We start from the raw sequence: 16,088 nt of genomic DNA, 5'->3' as shown, positions 1-16,088 counted from the left end.
GGATGAGCGCGCCGCGCAGCCTTGAGCGAAACCGAGCAGAGCTGGCTGACTTCCTGCGCAATCGCCGCGAGCGAATTAGCCCAGAGGAAGTTGGCCTGCCGGCCGGCACAAGGCGCCGCACGCCTGGACTGCGTCGCGAGGAAGTTGCTGCGCTGGCAGGGGTGGGCTTGTCCTGGTACACCTGGCTGGAGCAGGGCAGGGAGATCGGCGTATCGGCTCAATTTCTGGAGAATCTGTCCAGAACGCTCAAGCTGGATGCGACCGAGCGTCGCTACCTGTTCCTCCTCGCTCACCAGCGGCTGCCACCGGAGCCTGGCAAGACGTGGTGCATGGTGCCGCCCCTGGTGCATCGGCTGATGGGAGATCTGCCCCTGCGCCCGGCCTATGTGCTGAACCTGCGGTGGGATGTGCTGGCATGGAACGCGGCAGCGGACAAGCTGTTCGGCTTTTCACGCACTCCAGCCGAGCGCCGCAACCTGCTGTGGATGCTATTCACTGCGCCTTCAATGCGCGCACTGTTCGATCCATGGGATGACCAGGCGCTACAAATCCTGTCGAGCTTTCGCCGCGATTTTGTCCGGGCGGCCCAGGACCCGGATATCGGAGCGCTGGTCAAGGACTTGGAGAAGATTGATACGGATTTCAGGACCTGGTGGCGCCAGCAGGATATCCATGGTCCCTGCCAGGGCGTCCGGCATTTGCAGGTCGACCGCGTAGGCCAAGTGGTGTTCGATCACACCTCGCTGACCATCGACGTCGATCGAGACCTGCGGCTTGTCTACTACGCAGCTAAACCAGAGCATCCTCAGAGCACTCGGTTCGAACGATGGCTGGCTGATCCAGAAGAACAGACCGCCGACGACGTTCTAGCCTTCAGCCGATCGTAGGGCTGCGCGATCGCCCTAGCTGCCAGGACACCTGGCCGCCCCGCATGACGGCGGCGATCGACTGGCCGAGCCTTGCCTCGATCACCGGCTTCCACGGCACCAGGCTAAAGCCGGAGTCGGTCTCCAGAAGCGCGTAGCGGCCACTGACAAGCTCGACCTGCCGGCGATAGATGCCATTGACGGGCCGCCCATCGAGGGTTGGGTGATGAGGCTTTCCCAACTGACCGGCCAGCCTGCGGCCAACTGTTTCTAACTCCCGCTCACGCAGTGTTGAAAGCAGATTTGGCGCGAGCAACACGCGTTGGTGCTCACGCTTGGCCAGACCCTGTTCAATCAGAAAGTCGGCGCGTTTGGCCAGCGCCATCCTCGCCTGGGCGCCAAAACCTCTGTCGGCAAGCGTCGCGCTTCCCGCAATGAGTTGGCCATCAAGCCATGTGGCGCCCAGTGCCCGGATCTGCCTCTCGAGTGACAACCGCGCACGCACCGTGACGTGCATGTCCCCGGTGCGCTGCGCGTCGTGGCGTTGGCCTTGCTCAACCAGATCACGCGGAATCCGCCAGTGGCCATCGCCTGATCGTTCAACGATACCGGAGCGACGCAGGGCCTCGAGTCTGCGCTCGTAGGCATCGAGCACGAAGTCCGGGTCCGCAGCGTTACCAGCCTGAGCCAACATCTGGAGTTTGTGGTGCTCCCTTCGATACCAGCCGTCCGGCGCCAGCGAGGCCAATTGTCTGTCCATATCCCTTGGCACTCGGGACGAGCGGGCGTCAATGATTGCGCCGAGCGGATAGGCTGAAAGATCGGCGGTGTGGGCAAGCGGCAGGTGGTGGGCCTTTCCATCGGTGCCGTCAACAATCAGGTAACCCCGGTCATGCGACTCGCCTGCGAGGCCCTTGGCGAGCAGCTGACCGACTATGGCAGCGGCAGCGCCGGGCTCATGGACGCTGAGCTCTCGGTCTGAGCCGGCAAGGGCGCGCTGCATCGTGCGGATGATGTCGCCCCGTTCTCCCAATGCCCGCAAGGTTCGTTCGGTCGATTCCTCGATGTGCCAGCGCCCATGCCCTGACTCATGCGCCAGCCCGAGGCGGTTGAGATGCTGCAGGCGTCCAATCAGTTGCTGTCGATGTGGATACCGGTTGAGCTGTCCCACCGCTATATCGGCGGTTCGGCCTTCTTTCAGGAGGGTGCGGTCAAGGCCAGTCAGCCGCTCAAGGTTCACTTCGCGTACGTGGACGAGCTGGATTTCCCGTTCGCTGCGCTGCCCGAGCCATTCGGTTGCCAGTTCGCAGGCGCGCATCCGCATGCCATGGGCGATGTAGTCCCTTGAAATCACCAGATCTCTGCCCGTGTCGTCCACGCCCCTGATGACGACATGCGTGTGGGGGTTATCGGTGTTCCAGTGATCGACGGCAACCCAGTCAAGGCGTGTGCCCAGGTCGGACTCGACGCGCTCCATCAGGTGCCGGGTGTAGCGGCGCAGGTCATCAAGAGACTCGGCATCTTCGGGCGATACGATCAATCGGAATTGATGCCTATCCTGCCGGCCCCGGGTTTCAAAAGCGCTTAGGTCCGCCCGGTCGTCTATCGGTGTGTAAGCTCGTCCTTGTTCACCGGTTCGGCCTACGCCTTCGCGCTCGATATAGCGCAAATGCGTTGCCGTTGAGCGACCGCCAGCCTTACCCAGATTCACAAGACGGGTCTTGACGGTGACACGCCGCCCCCGTGGGCTGCTGGCATTCATCCGGGCGGCGACGTGGCCACGACCTAGGCGAGCGCCAGGCTGATGTCGCCCCTTGCGGCTGGCCGCACCCGACCTGCTCGTCTGCCGGACGATCTGGGTGATAAAGGACTCGCCTCGCTGGCGAGGCGGGCCTACCTGTGGCCGAAACGGGTCGTCGGCTTTCTTGGTGCGTCGATTGGCCATGTTTTTGACTGCTCCCAGATCAGCGTGGCGCAGCGTGGTGACACCGCTGTGATGCCCTGAAAATGCCGCCTGCACCCCTGCAAGGCACGGACGCTTGAGCCGGCGTGCTTCCCCAACCCCATGTGCAGACGCGCTCCCAGCACCTGCTCGTGCAGGCTCCTTTTATCTTGCCCTCCGCCTTTCCCTCCGCCTTGCCGCGTTCTTTCTCGATAAATCCTTCAAGGGATCACAACAAACAGGCAAAATCCGGCATCCCTGAAGGCGTAGCGGGCTTTGACTATTGGCAACCACCATCTAGCGCAACGGAGCTCAATCAAGACGCAGTGGTTCGGCAACACCGAGTACGGAGTCGAGGGTGAGCGGACCGAAATATCGGCTATCGAAGGAGTCCGGGTGATCAGCACTCATCAACCAGATTTCATCGTCTGCAAGCGTCCGGCAGCCGCTCCATCGAGGCAGTGCACGTCCGGAGCGGTCACGCGATTGCGACCTTGCCACGACACGGTCGTCGACCAGCACCTGCATTGCCCGGATACAGACACGGCTTGGCGAGGTGGCAAACACCCTTTTGATCAGGGGGATGTTCGCAGGCAGGTAGCCGCGTGTGGCGGCGAGGCTGGCGGGCGCGGGAGGGAGCCGAACGAGAACCGTTTCTTCCTGCCTGACCGACGTCGTTGGCGTGATGCGATACCAGCCTGTGGGCATGCTGGCTGATGCGTTGTAAACGATCTGCGAAGAGGGCGTTCGCAGCAGCGCCCAGCCAAGGGCGAACAGGCCGGTTGCGGCAAGTCCAATCACTAACCGGTTGGCCGGTGCCAGGCGTTTGCCGCGAATGCTTGCAGACCAGAACTGCAAGCGCAGGGCAGGGCGCCTCACGACTCGTCCTCAGGGAATCGAGTGCAAAGCAGCTCACGCAGCATTTCGGCAACCGTAATTCCCTGCTTGAACGCGGCGACCTTGATGCGCGCTCGCAGGGCAGGCGTAACGTCCAGGGTCAGCCGTGCACTGTATACCGCCCCCTTGGCCAGGGCTGTCCGCTTGTGCTGTCGTACCCATGCCTCTGCTTGCGGGTCGGCCAGTGGCCGGCCGCCAATGGCGGGTCGTTTGGCGCTCATGTGGTCCACCTCAGAAGCTCGTCGACCAGGCAACTGACTTCCCGCGACGCAGCGCTGTCGGGAGCCAGCTCACACGCCAATTGCCCGCCTGCGGCGCTGTCTGCGAACACGATCCGTTGGCGAACTTCGGCCTGCAATGCTGGTAACGGCTGATCGGCCAGCGCCTGGCGTACCTCGCGGCCAATGATGGTGGTACTGACCCGTCGATTGATGGCAAACGCGGCGTGAAGCGTGGGCTTGAAGACCTGCGCTTCCTGCAGCAGCGAGACCATCTCGGCGCTGGCCCAGAGGTCGAACGGACTGGGTTGCACCGGAATAAGTACCCGGTCGGCCGCCATCAACGCCGATCTTGCCAGCGCGGCAATCCGAGGTGGCCCATCAATGATTACATGATCGGCCCGCTGGGCCAGTTGCGGGGCCTCTTGGTGAAGCGTCTCGCGTGCAAGCCCTACCGCCCCGAACAGCCTAGGCAGGCCCCGCTGAGCGCGTCGCTGGGTCCAGTCCAGCGCAGAGCCCTGCGGGTCGGCATCAAGCAGGATCACCGTGTTACCGCGCAGCGCAAGCTCACCGGCAATATGGGTGGCCAGGGTCGTCTTGCCCACGCCACCTTTCTGGTTGAGCAGGGCGATGATCATGACGCACCCTGGATGAGCCAAATGCAAGGCCAAGCAGCCTTCCACTGCGAAGCTGGACACCAATAACAAGTTAGGTTTTTTTTGTTAGCTAAGTTAGGCCCAGCCGCAAGCCTTGCCATTGCTGGGACCGAAGCATTTCGGTACTCCCGATAGCACGACAGGCCTGCGCCTGATAGCACGGGTGCTCCTGCGCCTGATAGCACGAGTGAATTCACAGGTTGTCCGCGCGTTATCCCCGTGCCGTGGGCGGCACGGGGCGAAAGGCGAGCAGTTCGGTCGACGGCGGAAAACGCACGGTGCTCAACCGGTAGCCGGGCAGCGACTGCCGGGCAACCAGTGCGCGAAGGTCGTACGCAAAGTCCGAATATCGTGCCGTGCTTCCGGACTTGCGGTGCAGGTGGCGGAAGTCGAATTGCCAGCCGTCCACCTGCTGCCCACCATGCTTTCGCACCAGGCGGTACAGCCATCTTTCTATACCGCCGGTAAGCCGGAAATATGCCGGGTCGATCGTCAGGACAAGTGCCTGGTCGAGCACGCCGGAGTAGAACCAGTCGGGCAAGATCATCTCCAGGCCCAGAGGTCTGCCGTTGGCCGATGCCAACTCCTTCCATTCGTTGATCCAGGAAAAGCGGTGCAACCGGCGTCCGGTTGGTTCGCGTATGGAGGTGGCAACACTCGTACTTTGAAGACGGTCCAGTGCCGCCTTGAGCCGTTGATAGTCGCGCTGGGACGTCCCACGGCCAATAAACCGCAGAATTTCGTAGGGCGTTGCCTGGATCAATCGGGACGTCGGGATACCTGCATCGCGCGCTTCGACCAATTGGCTGGCTGCCCAGATAAGGATGTCGGCATCCCAGATCGTGGCAATGCCGTGGTCGAGGGTACCCTCGACCCGAATGGTGACCTTGGCCGTTCGAAAGTCGATTGGGCTTGTGCGGCGGGACTTGGCCAGCGAGAAGAACGGATGTGCCATCAGGTCCTGCGCATCGCGAGGCGCCATGTCGCCTGGCAGTGCCCGAAATAGCTGCAGTTGTTCTGGTTGCATGGAGCCACGCTTCACGCTCACGTTGGGTAACGGACTCAAAGATCATCGCGTGCCGCTCCCTGATGGTGGGCCAGGTATTCCGGGTCAAAGGTGGTTTCAAAGCACCTCGCGTCGGCCCAGGCAAGCAGGTCGGCTTGGGCATACATGACGCGGCGTCCGAATTTGCGAAAACGCGGCCCCCCACCGATCACGCGCTGCTTTTCCAGCGTTCGTGGCGAGAGTCGCAGGAATGCAGCCGCTTCGTCGTTGTTCAGGTACTGCGGGGCATCGCTCGTACGCAGGCCACGCGCTTGAGCGTCGTCGCGATCTGAATTCCCGGTACCGCCCCGACGCCGGTGCGTTGGCGCCACGTGAGAGACGCAGGGTTGGGCGTTGCGATAGGAGTGATGGGACATGGTCTGGGCCTCCAGTGGGTGGAGGCTTACCCTGGTCCGGCCAGGGGTGGTGATCATGCCTGATTTGATCTCAACCGAGTCGGCGTCGGAATGCTTCAGGGATTACATCGCGTCCTGTCGCAGTGGTGACAGGCCAATCGGGAGCAGTAGGCGCCTACCGCAACCCTCGTCTAAATCCGAAGCCTAGGCGCGGAGCACGGGAATGAAGTGTACGAAAGCGTAAAGCCGGTAATGCGTAGATTTTTAACTGAGGCATTGCGGCAATCCGTATTATATCGCTGTCGTAATTAGCTTTTGCGCTATTTGTCTTAATGCATGAATGGGATAGCGTGCAGTCAAACGAACATTTTAATACAATCGACTCAAATTGCGGTTTGCAGCTTTGGACCGCGAAATAACTTACGTCTTTTATCCAGCACGAGAGGGAAAAATGAGCAAAATTGCAGAATACAAACGTCTGGAAGCTCAGCTCGCCGAACAGCTCGCGGCATTGGACAAGCTCAAGGGTGACAATAAACTACAGCAGGAGATGGAATTTGAAGCCAGGCTTAGGGGACTACTCGAAGAGTACGGTTTCAACCTCGAGACCGCACTTGATATCCTCAACCCGGATGTTGGAGCGAAGCCTATGCCTCCATTTGGCCGTAGAGCGCGAGTCATGAAAAAATATACTAATCCGCATACGGGCGAGATAGTTGAGACCAAAGGAGGAAATCATAAAATCATCAGCGCATGGAAGGCACAGTACGGCGCAAAAGAAGTTCAGGGCTGGGTGAAGTAGGGTGTACTGTCATCGTTGGCCCAGGTTGTAACCGCTTTTTAAATTCCAACACACCTTGTGCATCAAGCCGATCGGCACGGTATTGCCGAACACTTATTTAAAGCGGCCGCAATAATAAGTGGATGGTATCGCTGGGTTTTCAAATCGGGGTGATGGCGCTCTCACCCAGAGTCTAGCGGGAATTGCCATTTGTCGACGAAAGTCAGCCTGTTGGTTTTTTTTGAATTGTTTGGCCTGTGCCTCCGTCCATTTTTAGGAGTCAGCGATGCTGACGCGTGATTAGCCGTGCGTGCAAGCACGACTACCTAGAAAAAGCCGTATGAAACGGAGGCTCCATGGATAACCTAACCGGCATCCTCGACAACAAGGGCACACCGCTCGAACAACAGAAATTCACCTGGAAGGAGATGGCGGGCAAGCCCATCAGCAAGCTCGATGACGACGCCTTTACTCGCGTGCGCATCATCCTCATGAACGGCATCGAAACCGATGCGCTGCGTCTCAAGCATGGCATCGCGCGGATCACTGGCCAGCTTCGCGGCCCACTCGCGGAAATCCGCCGGGTCGAGCAACACCAGGCCACCATGGTCAACTGGCTTATCTCCGCCGATCACTCGCCGCTGGAAACCACGGTGGCCTACGAGCAGGTCGCGATCGAGGTGACTGCTGCAGTTGCTCAGACCGAGCCCGATCCTTACCAGGCACAAACCTACCGCTTCGGCCTGCTGGAAGACTTCGACCACCTGTACCGCTACTCGGCAATGCTCGATCGCCTCGAAGGCAAGGATGCGAACAACATCCTGCAGGGCTATACCGACATCGTGCCGGGCCGGCGGACTTCTGAGCACCATCGTCACCCCGAAAACGACCTGCGCGAAAGCTACGAGAAAGAGCAGGCGGCGCTGATCACCAAGATTCATGCAGCGATGATCACCGCGGCTGAATTCCAGACCCACGATTACTACATGAACATAGGCCCGCTGTTCGCTGACCCTCTGGCGCGTCAGCTGTATGCCGAGATCGCCTCGGTCGAGGAGCAGCACGTGACCCAGTACGGCTCGCTGGCCGATCCGCAGGAATCCTTCATGGAGAAATGGCTGGTGCACGAGGCGATGGAGGTCTATGCCTACGCCAGCTGTGCCGAGCAGGAAAGCAACCCGCGCATCAAGGCCATTTGGGAGCGTTTCCTCGATTACGAGTTAGGCCATTTGAATATCGCTTGCGAGTATTTCAAGAAGCTCGAGCGCCGGGACCCTGCCGAAATACTCGGCGGCCCGCTGCCGAAAATGATCGAGTTCAAGAGCCAGCGTGAATTCGTCCGCCAGGTCCTGGCAGCCGAAGTCAATCTGCGTACCAGCGCCACCCAGTACGTCGATAAGAGCGAAGAAGCCCAGTGCTCCCTGGATTACCGCGCCCAGCTCAACTCGGAAGGCATCGCCTCGAACATCGTTTCGGCGGGCTACCAGTGGGCACCGGGTGGTGAACTCATGCAGATGCGCAAGGTTTCTTGAGGAGTACTGACATGGCGACTTCAGCAAAATTAGGCACCAATTTCACCGGCGTGCAGATGTCCCCGAAAGACACCAAGAGCTTGCTCGAGGCGGTCAACGACATTCATCCCGACGTGCCTGGCGACTCCAAGGGCATGATGCTTGAGCGTGCGAACCGCGCCGAAGAAGCCGATCGTATCGGTTCGGTACCGGTCCCGGGCTCAGCCAAAGGCATGATCAAGTCCACCTTCGACATGGCGCTGGGCAAGAGCCCGGAACTGTTGGTGGACAAGCTCGGCGAGCGCCTGGCCTTCGAGCGTAGCGGCGTGCGGCTCTACGACGCCATGATTGCCAAGGCGAAGGCGCTGGAGACGGCGCAGTCGGATCTTGTGCAGGTGTTGCAACACATCCGCGATGAAGAATTCGAGCACATGAACATGGTCGCTGACGCCATCGAGACGCTGGGCGCCGACCCGACTGCGCAGACGCCCTGTGCCGACATCGTTGGGGTGAAGTCCATGGGCGTGATGCAGGTGCTGACCGACCCGCGTACCAACATTTCCCAGGGCATCAACGCGCTGCTGACGCTTGAACTCGAGGACAACGCGGCGTGGGAGCTACTGATCGAACTGGCCGAGGCGGGTGGCCATCCGCGAATCGCCAAGGGCTTCCATAAGGCGAAGGAGCAGGAAGATGATCATCTGATTAAGATCAAGACTCTGCTGCGTCGAGATTTACTAACTCAAATCTCATAGCAGGCCGCAGGCCGCCGTCAGACGCGAGCTTAACGGGGTGGGGCGCGAGTGCCCCACCAACCGTTTTGTGTCCCCCAACTCTCAACCAGTGCGCGTATCTACATTCTTCTTTTACATCGGGGCTGCGTCGGCCGCTAATCGGCCGGCTGGAGCGCCTGTAAAGGCATGTTGGATCAGATGTGGGATTACATATCACGTGCTCACGTCAGTCGTTGTTGTCCTGCAAGAACAACCCCGGCCTTTGCGTCGAGGCGCGTTGCGAGGTGCATTTTGGCAGCCTCTAGGCGGTGGGGCCTGTTCTAATTCTCTTCGCCAGGCATACTTGAAACGGCTTTCTGTGCCACGCTTAGGCGCCGCATCATTCCGCGGTTTTTGACGTGATGACCTTGCATCCGCTTGAGCAGGTCATCCAAGGTGCGGATTGCATCCAGCACGTGCGGACCCTTGTTAAGCATGACGCACTCGGCGCGCACGCCCATGGCCGCGTCGGTAATTTCAGCCCGCGAGGGTGCGCCTTTTTTAGCGAGCGTTTCGAGCACCTGAGTGGCCCATATGACAGGTACATGGGCTGCCTCGCAGAGGCAGAGAATTTCCTCCTGCACTTCGGCCAATCGTTCAAAACCGCATTCGACTGCCAGATCGCCGCGCGCGATCATGACGCCGAACCGCTCGAATTGCATGCCTGCCAACAGCATTGAGGGTAGGTTCTCGAAGCCCTTTCGTGTCTCGATTTTCAGCACCACCCCCATGTGTTCGGCGCCCAGGCGGCGGAGATGACCGGCAACGGCCTGCACATCAGCTACCGTGTTGGCAAACGACAGCTCGATGGCGTCCGCGTGGGCGACAGCGAACTCCAATGCTGTGATGTCCTCATCTGTGAGGGCAGCAAGTTGCAGGTCTGTCTCGGGCAGGTTGATGCCCTTGGCGCTGCGCAACTTGGCGTGTCCGCGGGTATGCGTGACATGCTCGATGCTGATTTCGAGCCGTTCACTGTCAACTGCTTTGATTCGCCCGCCGATCTTGCCGTCATCGAACCAGATTGGCTGCCCGGCCCGGGCGTCGCGATACAGTTCAGCTACGTCGCAAACAACGCTGGGCGGCTCCTTGAGCCGGCCTTCTTCATCGTGCAGGGCCTGCCGACCGATTCCGGAGAGTTGGAGCACGAGCGGCTCGCCCACGTGCACTTCGATGAAGGGCTCCCGTTGCGGCACGGCGGAAATCTTACACGTCCGCCTCTTGCCCGAAGACTTGCTTCTGCCGTTGCTCATAACCTTGAGCTTCAAGCCAGGCGTGAGGTAGAGGGTTTTCTCGACTTCGGCCCAGCAGCCTTGAGGGGTGCATTCGACTACGCGCAAGAAGCGCTTGGCGCCGCGAGCATCACGCAGCTTCAACGTATCTCCGGAGCGAAGGCTGGCAAGCCACGTGGCAGGCACTGCGACCCATGGCAGCTGCAGATCGAGCACGGATTGGGGCGGCTCCGTTGCCTGTGCCGTCAGCCACAGCCGAGCTGGCCGTGTGACCTGTCCGAAGCGACTGCGCTCCGGTTTGACCTTGAACACGGGCGCTTCCGCCTCGATATCACCAGTGCGCAGTTTGGGGCCGGCGAGATCCATCATCACCTTGCAGGTACGACCCAGCGCATCGGCACCGCTGCGGACGTGATCGATCATTCGTTTCCAGCTGTCTGGGTCGCCGTGGGCGCAATTGATTCTCGCGCAGTTCATGCCCTGAGCAAGCAAGTCTCGAGCGATGCTCACGTCATCAGCTGCCTGGTCGGGCAGGGTGACCATGATTCTGACGGGGCGATCATCGTGCGCGGAGCCGAGCAGCGCTTCGGTATGAACGCGCAGGTGTTCACGGCCACTCGCAAGATCAGGTGCGTCGCTTGAGTCGGGCGGCTGCACTGCGCCTGTAAGCCTGTGCAACGCGGCGATTACATTCTCGACGGCGTTGATGCAATACGCTTCGCAGCCAGCCAACGATGAAAGCCCCAGATCGGCCAACTGAAGTTGCACGGGCCGCAAGTCGTGACGTCGCAAACACAGGTAGGCAAGCAGGTTTGCGGCACTCTGTCTGTAGGCATGATGCAGTTGCTTCTCCTCTAAGCGCTCCACCCAGTCCCCACGTTGCATCTCCTGGTGCAAAATATCCAATGTATGCAAAAGCGCAGCGGTATCGGCTTCAGGCGGGGCTAGATCGGACGATGGATGGTTTACGACATGAGGCATGGTTGACTCCGTGAACAGCCTTGTCGGCAGGCAATACACAGACCCTTGCTGGATCCGGGCGGTTTCGCTGCCCCGATGGATGGCCAAGTCCCTGCCAGCGTTGAACCGGGCTAAATTCCCAACTCCGTTCGTCTCGGGCCAGCACCATTGGATTTTCATTGTGCTGCCGAGTCTGAATCCCCGCCTGGCGCATCGAAAGGCGCACTGGACAATGTATGCACGACGAACGGACAAAATTATTCTGGTGCAAGGCGCTCATAGTTAATGACCCGTCTTGATTATGAGCCGGGTCTGGCAATCTCCTGTTAAAGCATGGCGTTACTTTGGCGCCGAGCCGATACTGAGAACTATCGGCCCGGCGCTATTTTTTGTAATGGGGCTGTCCCTTTTATATGCGCCCGGTTGATTGGTTCGCTAGAGCGGATCACGTGCCAGATTGGACTAGGTCGTTCGATTAGAGGCCGCTGCGATTCTTCAAATCTCAACGATCAGCCTGATTGAATTGTGCTTAGCGCTTAGTGGAATGCTTCGAATGTTGTGTCGTCGCAGTCTCAAAAGGCCATAGATCAGAATGCCAGCCGCTTCGAATACCCTTTTCCACATTCTCAACCGTATACCTGAGAGCATAGTCTTCTATCCAGTAGTCATCACCAGCTCTTATGCATTACTTGCTGTGGCCGTGCTGCTATTTGAAGCGAGCTCGCTTGCATCATCTATTCGCGAGCTATTGCCTTTGGGTCTGACCGATCCGGACAATGGTCGTGAAATCCTCGGGACACTGCTCACCAGCATCGTTTCTTTGATGGTGTTTAGCTTTTCAATGGTAATGGTGGTACTGAACGGCGCGGCAGATCGTCTTACGCCCCGTGTTCTGCCCGGGCTTATCAGCGACACACGTAACCGTGTGATCCTGGGTATTTATCTTGGTAGCGCCCTTTATTATTTGTTACTTATAAGCACCATTACCAACAAAGAGCCGTCCAGTGTCCCTGCGATTGGTTTACTACTTGCGCTAGTAATGGGCGTAGCTAGCTTAGCGCTGTTCGTAATGTTCATCCGCTCTGTATCTCAATCGATCCAGGTCGACTGGATCTTAAGGCAGTTGTCGAAAGGAGCCCACGCCAATTTGGAAAAAAGAAAAAATCGACTGGCACTAGTGGCGTCGGTTCCCGACGACGACGACTGGTGGTGTCTACCTACTATGCGCGCCGGCTACTTGAGGGAAGTCAATGAACGGCAGCTTGGCGAGCTGTTAAGCAAGCGCAACCTATTCGCGGTGATTCAGGTGGAGCCAGGCTTTTTTCTGGTTCAAGGACACCCACTGATTCGATTTAGCGAACCGCTAAATGAAAAGGACCAGGCGTTGGCCAGTGACTGCTTTGATTTTCACAGCGCTGAGTTAGCCAGCTCGAACGTGTCTTACGGGATGCGCCAGATGACGGAGATCGCGGTCAAAGCGATAAGTCCCGCCGTGAACGACCCGGGTACTGCAATCAGGGCGATCAACCTTATCAGCGTCCTTTTGCAACGGATCGGGGGCGTGCCTGCGTTCGATGTCGGTTGTTTTGAAGGACAGCCCCGCCTTTTCTATCCCCAGCTTGCCATGTCGCAAATACTGGAGCTAGTCATTGCCCCTATACGGGTCTATGGCAGCCACGATCCGCTGGTGATGATCACTCTTTTTCAATGCATGAAAAATGCTCTGCATGACAGCCCAAGTGAGGAACAGATAAGAGCAATCCATGAGGAAGCCAGCGCTCTCCGCGACCAGGCAGATGCTCAGATCAAGAGTTGGCGTGACCGACAGGCTGTCAATGATGCACTCGAACGACTGTTGAAACTCGATGGTCCTAAGCGTCCAAGCTTCGCGCCGCTGCCAATAAATAAGCCTACCAACTAGCCGGCATCGATTTTAGAAGTTGGATTCAATCATCATGTTAGTTCGCAGCACCCGGCTCATGACTCCGGAATCAGCCCTTTATCGAGAGATAAATGTATCTCGTTCGATCGGCTAATGAATAATCCGGATCTTATTTCAAGCGGTTTTTCTCAAAACCGCGGCTTTCAACTGGCACATTTCCCGCCCGTCATGGTGCATCTTGCGCATAGCTAAATGATGCAGCCTGTAAGGCAGTCAGTTGCCACTGTTTCTAAGAAACGCTGCGAATCGTAGGGGTGGCGAGTAATTCTGCTGACCCTCACGGGTAACCAAATAAAGGGGTTTGGCAAGAGACGGGTCGTCCAAAGGAATGGCGCACAAACTGCCATAAGCCACTTCTTCTTCTACTGCCGAGCGCATAACGAGGGACACGCCCAACCCGGCCTTGACGTTTTGCTTGACCGCTTCGGTGCTACCAAGCTGGCGGGATACCTTGGGCATTGCGCCGTCACTTTCAAAAAAGTTCTTGAGCAGGCGACCGGTGCCAGTTCCCGGCTCGCCGCCAAGCAGATGAAGCTGCCCGACTTGGTCGCGCGAAACGCTTGATGAGGCCGCCAGAGGGTGGCTGGGGTGGACGATAAGCACTACTGGCTCGTGCTTCCAGCAGAACGCGTCAAACCCTGGTCGGCCATCCCACCACTCCATCAGCGCAACGTCCAATTCCCCGTTTTGAAGTTTCTCGGCGATAGAAGGGTTGGCCTCGATTGTAAGTTCAAGCGCTGAATGCGCACGTTCTTCCAAATACCGCTTCATCAGAGGAGGGAGAAGATAGATACCGACATTGGAGCTGGCACCGATTCTCAGTTGATGCCTGCTCAGATCCGCCAGCGCCTGGTCGTTTATGCGCACCAGGCTGCGTGCATAGGGTAGGAAAACCTGAGCCGCTTGCGTCATCTTGCAGCCATGGCGAGTACGCTGGAACAGCGTAACGCCCAACTTTTCTTCAAGCTTCTGAATATGCTGCGTTACGGTCGGTTGCGCTATGCCGAGTTGGCTCGCCGCCTGTTGGAAACTTCGAATATCAGCGAGTGCCAGAAACGTATTTACCCAGACAAGATTTAGCAAGATGCCTGCTCCGGACAGGCGATCAGATTTACCGCATCGCTGGGTGTTTCGCCCGCCAGTGCTTGCAGAATGTTCTGCGCAGCGCAGCGCTCGATGGCCCGTCGAACGTCATGAACGGCTGATCCCAGATGAGGCGTGAACAGCGTATTGCGCGCCGCCAGCAATGCCGGATCAATTTGCCGAGGACGATCGTCGCGCGCCCAGTCTTCCATCTCGAAGACATCGGCCGCGTACCCGCCAAGATGACCTGACTGCAAAGACGCCAGCACATCGGCTTCGTTGACGACCGAGCCCCTGCAGGGGTTGACCAGGAAAGCCCCTCGCTTGAGTTGGGCAAGACGTCCTGCGTCCATCAGGTGAAGCGTTTCAGGGGTCAGGGCAAGGGCGAGCAGCAGGATGTCCGACTCGCCGAGTAGCGCATCGAGGGTGCGCCATTGCAGATCCAAGCGTTGCTCGATGTCAGGCTGAACAGGGGCTCGGTCGGTATAGGCCAGTGTCGCGCCCCAGCCATTCAGCCGCTGCGCAATGGCCTGGCCTATGGCGCCCATGCCGAGAATACCGACACGCGCGCCTTCGATACCCAGCCCGTAGAAGGTGGGGCGCCAGCCCCGATACCCACGGCGGCGCATGTCGTCATGGGCGGCTGGAACGTTGCGAACCAGGCTGATCATCAAGCCGATGGCCAGTTCTGCGGTCGGCACTGTCAGCAGGTCTGGCACGATGGTTAACCATACGCCATGCCTCGTACAGGCTTGCGCGTCGAAGTTGTCAAAGCCTTTGAGTGCGCCGGCGACGATCCTGAGGCGCGGACATGCTCTGACAAACGCATCGTCGACCCGGTCAGGCATGAACGCCATTATCGCATCGGCCTCACGCGCCCTCGCCATGACCGCTTCGCGAGCAAGGGTGACATCGCTTTGATTGGTCACTAGGTGGCAATGGGGTAGCAGCAGGTCAAGGGTCTCAGGGTAAACACGGTGAGTCAAAACAACGGTTGGCTTCATCTGATTCCCTTACTTGAAAGACTTGCGCAGGCGACCACTGAGGCCGTCGACGATTGTTACCATCACCAGGATTACCAGCAGGATGGCGCTTACTTCCTGGTACTGCATGATGCGCAGCGATCCCATGAGTTCGAAGCCGATACCGCCGGCGCCAACCATTCCCATTACTGTTGATGCCCTGAAGTTGTACTCCCACCGGTACACGGCCGTGTCCGCAAACTGCGGGAGGACCTGTGGAAGTACCGCGTGGTAGAGCACTTGCATGGGACTTGCGCCACTTGCACGCGCCGCCTCGACGGGCGCCTCATCAACGTGCTCGATTGCTTCGGCAAAGAACTTGCCCACCATGCCGATCGAGTGAAGACCCAAGGCGAGCACCCCCGGTAGTGCCCCAAAGCCCACGGCGGCGACAAAGATGATGCCCATGATCAGTTCAGGTACCGAGCGCAAGCCGTTCAGCAGCACCCGAGCAGCTTGAAACACCAGCGGGTGGGGCGAGGTGTTACGCGCGGCCAGGAATGCCACCGGTACAGAGAACAGCACGGCAACCGCGGTGCCGGCGATGCTCATGGCCAGGGTGTCGATCAGGGGATCAAGCCAGCTGGCGGCATTGGCGAAATCGGGAGGCATCGATTCGCCGAGCAACGTCGCGATCGCCGGTACTCCGTCGAGTAGGGTCGTCAGGTCGAGCAAGCCCACGTGCCAGCAAGCCGCGCCGACGATGGCGATGATGATCAGAAGCTGAGTGAGGGTTCGTTTCCGGGCGTGGCTGTACTCGTCAAGCACAGGCTGCGTGGAGAGCGGGCTTCCGGACAGGGTGCTCAT

At 59.0% G+C, this 16,088-nt stretch carries 15 protein-coding genes; 5 read left to right on the top strand and 10 right to left on the bottom strand.

Annotated features, from left to right (window positions below; all coding sequences use genetic code 11):
- The first annotated feature begins 2 nt into the window (after positions 1-2).
- Positions 3-887: a helix-turn-helix transcriptional regulator gene (locus tag NA619_RS09160; protein WP_255961552.1), complete on the top strand. Its 885-nt coding sequence runs from the start codon at positions 3-5 to the stop codon at positions 885-887.
- Here NA619_RS09160 and NA619_RS09155 read toward each other — a convergent pair.
- The 6 genes from NA619_RS09155 to NA619_RS09130 form a co-directional block, all read right to left on the bottom strand.
- A complete protein-coding gene (locus NA619_RS09155; RefSeq protein ID WP_255961551.1) occupies positions 874-2,811 on the bottom strand; it encodes a relaxase/mobilization nuclease and DUF3363 domain-containing protein in 1,938 nt (645 codons plus the stop codon). The two genes, NA619_RS09160 and NA619_RS09155, sit on opposite strands and share 14 nt — an antisense overlap.
- Before the next feature lie 309 nt (positions 2,812-3,120).
- Positions 3,121-3,687, bottom strand: a complete 567-nt coding sequence (locus NA619_RS09150; RefSeq protein WP_255961550.1) for a S26 family signal peptidase — start codon at positions 3,685-3,687, stop codon at positions 3,121-3,123.
- Positions 3,684-3,926 carry a hypothetical protein gene (locus NA619_RS09145; protein WP_255961549.1) on the bottom strand — a complete coding sequence of 81 codons (243 nt, stop codon included), beginning with the start codon at positions 3,924-3,926 and terminating at the stop codon, positions 3,684-3,686. Before NA619_RS09145 ends, NA619_RS09150 begins: the two co-directional genes overlap by 4 nt.
- Positions 3,923-4,561 (bottom strand): ParA family partition ATPase, encoded by a 639-nt coding sequence (gene parA, locus NA619_RS09140; RefSeq protein WP_255961548.1) that lies wholly within the window; start codon positions 4,559-4,561, stop codon positions 3,923-3,925. The genes NA619_RS09145 and parA overlap by 4 nt, the downstream gene beginning before the upstream one ends.
- 229 nt (positions 4,562-4,790) lie before the next feature.
- Positions 4,791-5,606 (bottom strand): replication initiator protein A, encoded by an 816-nt coding sequence (locus NA619_RS09135; protein ID WP_255961547.1) that lies wholly within the window; start codon positions 5,604-5,606, stop codon positions 4,791-4,793.
- Positions 5,607-5,641: 35 nt separating this feature from the next.
- Positions 5,642-6,001: a helix-turn-helix domain-containing protein gene (locus tag NA619_RS09130; protein WP_336605450.1), complete on the bottom strand. Its 360-nt coding sequence runs from the start codon at positions 5,999-6,001 to the stop codon at positions 5,642-5,644.
- Positions 6,002-6,431: 430 nt separating this feature from the next.
- Between NA619_RS09130 and NA619_RS09125 the strand changes: the two genes are divergently transcribed.
- The 3 genes from NA619_RS09125 (at position 6,432) to NA619_RS09115 (ending at position 9,027) form a co-directional block, all read left to right on the top strand.
- Complete coding sequence (locus NA619_RS09125; RefSeq protein ID WP_255961546.1) at positions 6,432-6,782, top strand: histone-like nucleoid-structuring protein, MvaT/MvaU family; 351 nt, start codon at positions 6,432-6,434, stop codon at positions 6,780-6,782.
- A gap of 335 nt (positions 6,783-7,117) precedes the next feature.
- Positions 7,118-8,293 carry a hypothetical protein gene (locus NA619_RS09120; RefSeq protein WP_255961545.1) on the top strand — a complete coding sequence of 392 codons (1,176 nt, stop codon included), beginning with the start codon at positions 7,118-7,120 and terminating at the stop codon, positions 8,291-8,293.
- Between the two features lie 11 nt (positions 8,294-8,304).
- Entirely contained in the window at positions 8,305-9,027 is a 723-nt protein-coding gene (locus NA619_RS09115) for a ferritin-like domain-containing protein (protein WP_255961544.1), read from the top strand.
- A gap of 299 nt (positions 9,028-9,326) precedes the next feature.
- On the opposite strand, the gene NA619_RS09110 is transcribed toward NA619_RS09115, so the two are convergent.
- Positions 9,327-11,255, bottom strand: coding sequence for a pyruvate kinase (locus NA619_RS09110; RefSeq protein WP_255961543.1), 1,929 nt, complete (start codon positions 11,253-11,255; stop codon positions 9,327-9,329).
- A 571-nt stretch (positions 11,256-11,826) separates the two neighbouring features.
- Here NA619_RS09110 and NA619_RS09105 point away from each other — a divergent pair.
- Positions 11,827-13,155 carry a DUF2254 domain-containing protein gene (locus NA619_RS09105; RefSeq protein ID WP_255961542.1) on the top strand — a complete coding sequence of 443 codons (1,329 nt, stop codon included), beginning with the start codon at positions 11,827-11,829 and terminating at the stop codon, positions 13,153-13,155.
- 234 nt (positions 13,156-13,389) lie between these two features.
- On the opposite strand, the gene NA619_RS09100 is transcribed toward NA619_RS09105, so the two are convergent.
- From NA619_RS09100 to phnE, 3 genes are read right to left on the bottom strand one after another with little or no spacing between them, the layout of a single operon-like run.
- Entirely contained in the window at positions 13,390-14,259 is an 870-nt protein-coding gene (locus NA619_RS09100) for a LysR family transcriptional regulator (protein ID WP_255961541.1), read from the bottom strand.
- Positions 14,253-15,263 carry a phosphonate dehydrogenase gene (locus NA619_RS09095; RefSeq protein ID WP_255961540.1) on the bottom strand — a complete coding sequence of 337 codons (1,011 nt, stop codon included), beginning with the start codon at positions 15,261-15,263 and terminating at the stop codon, positions 14,253-14,255. The genes NA619_RS09100 and NA619_RS09095 overlap by 7 nt, the downstream gene beginning before the upstream one ends.
- 9 nt (positions 15,264-15,272) lie before the next feature.
- Positions 15,273-16,088, bottom strand: a complete 816-nt coding sequence (gene phnE / locus NA619_RS09090; protein ID WP_255961539.1) for a phosphonate ABC transporter, permease protein PhnE — start codon at positions 16,086-16,088, stop codon at positions 15,273-15,275.

This window comes from Stutzerimonas stutzeri, assembly GCF_024448895.1.
In the GTDB taxonomy this organism is placed as follows: Bacteria; Pseudomonadota; Gammaproteobacteria; order Pseudomonadales; family Pseudomonadaceae; genus Stutzerimonas; species Stutzerimonas stutzeri_Q.
The sequence above is the reverse complement of the archived record's forward strand: the minus strand, read 5'-3'. Positions and strand labels throughout refer to the sequence as shown.

What these genes read in the sequence shown, in the direction of transcription:
- NA619_RS09130 (WP_336605450.1), bottom strand. Translation starts at nt 6,001, where the DNA reads ATGTCCCATCACTCCTATCGCAACGCCCAACCCTGCGTCTCTCACGTG.
- NA619_RS09110 (WP_255961543.1), bottom strand. Translation starts at nt 11,255, where the DNA reads ATGCCTCATGTCGTAAACCATCCATCGTCCGATCTAGCCCCGCCTGAA.
- NA619_RS09115 (WP_255961544.1), top strand. Translation starts at nt 8,305, where the DNA reads ATGGCGACTTCAGCAAAATTAGGCACCAATTTCACCGGCGTGCAGATG.
- NA619_RS09160 (WP_255961552.1), top strand. Translation starts at nt 3, where the DNA reads ATGAGCGCGCCGCGCAGCCTTGAGCGAAACCGAGCAGAGCTGGCTGAC.
- NA619_RS09095 (WP_255961540.1), bottom strand. Translation starts at nt 15,263, where the DNA reads ATGAAGCCAACCGTTGTTTTGACTCACCGTGTTTACCCTGAGACCCTT.
- NA619_RS09145 (WP_255961549.1), bottom strand. Translation starts at nt 3,926, where the DNA reads ATGAGCGCCAAACGACCCGCCATTGGCGGCCGGCCACTGGCCGACCCG.
- parA (WP_255961548.1), bottom strand. Translation starts at nt 4,561, where the DNA reads ATGATCATCGCCCTGCTCAACCAGAAAGGTGGCGTGGGCAAGACGACC.
- phnE (WP_255961539.1), bottom strand. Translation starts at nt 16,088, where the DNA reads ATGAGCACCCTGTCCGGAAGCCCGCTCTCCACGCAGCCTGTGCTTGAC.
- NA619_RS09120 (WP_255961545.1), top strand. Translation starts at nt 7,118, where the DNA reads ATGGATAACCTAACCGGCATCCTCGACAACAAGGGCACACCGCTCGAA.
- NA619_RS09105 (WP_255961542.1), top strand. Translation starts at nt 11,827, where the DNA reads ATGCCAGCCGCTTCGAATACCCTTTTCCACATTCTCAACCGTATACCT.
- NA619_RS09125 (WP_255961546.1), top strand. Translation starts at nt 6,432, where the DNA reads ATGAGCAAAATTGCAGAATACAAACGTCTGGAAGCTCAGCTCGCCGAA.
- NA619_RS09135 (WP_255961547.1), bottom strand. Translation starts at nt 5,606, where the DNA reads ATGCAACCAGAACAACTGCAGCTATTTCGGGCACTGCCAGGCGACATG.
- NA619_RS09155 (WP_255961551.1), bottom strand. Translation starts at nt 2,811, where the DNA reads ATGGCCAATCGACGCACCAAGAAAGCCGACGACCCGTTTCGGCCACAG.